We start from the raw sequence: 2,304 nt of genomic DNA, 5'->3' as shown, positions 1-2,304 counted from the left end.
GCGCCCGCCTCGACCGCGGTCGCACAGAACGAGGCGCCGTGGATCCTGGTTCCGGGCAGCGCCGCGAAGAGGGTGCCGGGCAGCGCGTCCTGGGCCCGGATGGTGGCGCCGGTGAGCTCCGTGTGGGCTGCCGCCCTGTCGCCGAGGAGGCCGGCGCGCACCGCGTCCGCCAGCTGTGCCGCTGTCGTCATAGCCTGTCCTCGACCCGCCTCTCGTTGTCCGTGACCCCCCGTGAACCCGCTACACGCTACCTTGCCGGTCGCGGGTCACTGCGCCTGCAGGATCAGGTCGGCTGCGGGGGCGGACGGCGGGATGTTGTCCCGGTTGACCAGCCAGGAGGCGATGTCGTGGAACAGCGGCGCGGCGGACGCCCCGAGGGTGCCGCGCTGGGGGGCGTCGAGCATGATCGAGATCACGTACCGCGGATCGTCGGCGGGCAGGATCCCGGAGAAGGTGATCCAGTACCGGGAGTTGGAGTAGCACGCACACGACGGGTCGATCTGCTGGGCCGTGCCGGTCTTACCGCTGATCTGGTACCCGGCCACCGCGGCCTGAGGGCCGGTTCCCGCCTGTGCTCCCGGCCCGGACTGGACCACCGAGCGGAACATGTCGCGCACCGTGCGAGCGGTCTGCTCACTCACCACCCGCTCGCCCTCCGGTCGCTCGGACGCATGGGTCTCACCGTCCGGGTCCACCCGCTCGGCGACGATCCGGGGCGGCACCCGGACCCCGTCGTTGGCGATCGTCTGATAGATGCCCGCCATCTGCAGGGTCGTCATGGACAACCCCTGGCCGATCGGCAGGTTGGCGAAGGTACCGCCCTGCCAGTTCTGCAGGTCGGGCACCAACCCGTCCGATTCACCGGCGAGTTCGATCCCGGAGCGCTGCCCCAACCCGAACTTCTCCAGGTACTCCGAGTACGGCTCCTTGCCGACCCGCTGGGCCAGCATGAGGGTCCCGACGTTGGAGGACTTCCCGAAGATGCCCGTGGTCGTGTACGGCGTGGGACCGTGCTGCCACGCATCGGAGACGGTCACCCCCTCCATGCTGATGCTCCCGTCGACGGAGTGGACCTCCCCGGGATCGGTCAGCCCGGCCTCGATCGCCGCGGCGGCGGTGATGATCTTCTGCACCGACCCGGGCTCGAACGGCGAGGTGATCGCCGGGTTACCGAGGTCGGCCCCGCGCTCGAGCTCGGCGCCGATCCCCACCGCGGGGTTGAAGGTGTTGTCGTTGGCCATCGCGCGGACCTCGCCGGTCCGGGCGTCCAACACGACCGCGGACGCGCTCTGCGCACCCGAGGAGTCCTTGGCGGACTGCACCGCCTTCTGGACGTGCCACTGCAGGTCCGCGTCCAGGGTCAGACGGATCGTGTCGCCGTCACGCGGTGCCGAGACGTTCCGCAGCGTCCCCGGGATCACCGTGTCGTCCTGGGCCCTGTCGAAGGTCTGTCGGCCGTCCTCGCCGTCGAGTTCGTCGTTGAAGGACGCCTCGATGCCCTGCAGGCCGATGAGCTTGCCGTCGTCGCTCTTCGACGTGGCTCCCACCACGTTGGCCGCGAGGGCTCCGCCCGGGTACTCGCGGATGTCCACACGCTCCGCGCCGATCATGGGGAACTTCCTGGTGATCGCGTTGGCCTGGGTCACGTCGACGTTGCGGACGAGGTAGGTGAAGCCACCCTGGGACGTGAGCTTGGCCTCGATCTCCTCGCGGTCCACCTTCTCCCCGAGCACGGACTCGAACTCGTCGCCGATCTCGTCGACCAGCTGGTCCCAGGTGGGTTTGGTGCGGTCCAGTTCCCTGCGCGCCTCGGCGTTGCGCTGCTCGACCAGTGGCTGGATGGACAGATCACGGGCTTCCCGGGTGAACGCGATCGGGTCGCCGTGCACATCGACGATCGCGCCACGGGTGGCGGGGAGCACCTGGTGGACCTGCCGTTGGCTCTCCGCCCGGGCCGCGAGTTCGGTGCCACCGATCGTCTGTACCCACAGCAGCTTGACCAGCGCGATCACCATGATCACCACGAAGGCGGAGCGCATCCACGTGAACCGCCGGTCCGTCGACGCCGCGGTGAGGACCCTGCCGGAGCGGGTGGGGGGCCGACCGTCACCCGACCGGCTGCCGCGAGGGGCCCCCGAGGGGACCCGCGGTCCCTGTCCCGGGTTGCGTCGATCGGTCATCGAGGGGCCTTTCGCAGATCGTGTCGTCAGTAGAGGGGGCCGGGCACCGGCGCGAGTGTCGCGGCGTCACCGCCCGGGGCGGGTGCGGGAACCGGGGGTGCGGGGGCCACGGCCGGGGCCGGGT

1 protein-coding gene and 1 pseudogene are annotated in these 2,304 nt (G+C 70.6%); both read right to left on the bottom strand.

Annotated elements, in window-relative coordinates; all coding sequences use genetic code 11:
• Positions 1–191: pseudogene (locus G6028_RS13060) on the bottom strand (UDP-N-acetylmuramoyl-L-alanyl-D-glutamate--2,6-diaminopimelate ligase); the annotation flags it as partial.
• A gap of 75 nt (positions 192–266) precedes the next feature.
• The gene (locus G6028_RS13055) at positions 267–2,180 is read right to left on the bottom strand and encodes a peptidoglycan D,D-transpeptidase FtsI family protein (protein WP_182609921.1); all 1,914 of its coding nucleotides are present in this window, start codon (positions 2,178–2,180) and stop codon (positions 267–269) included.
• Positions 2,181–2,304: the final 124 nt, after the last annotated feature.

The organism is Dietzia cercidiphylli (genome assembly GCF_014145145.1).
GTDB classification, from domain to species: domain Bacteria; phylum Actinomycetota; class Actinomycetes; order Mycobacteriales; family Mycobacteriaceae; genus Dietzia; species Dietzia natronolimnaea.
Note: the sequence above shows the minus strand (reverse complement) of the source record. Positions and strands in the feature narration are given on the sequence as shown.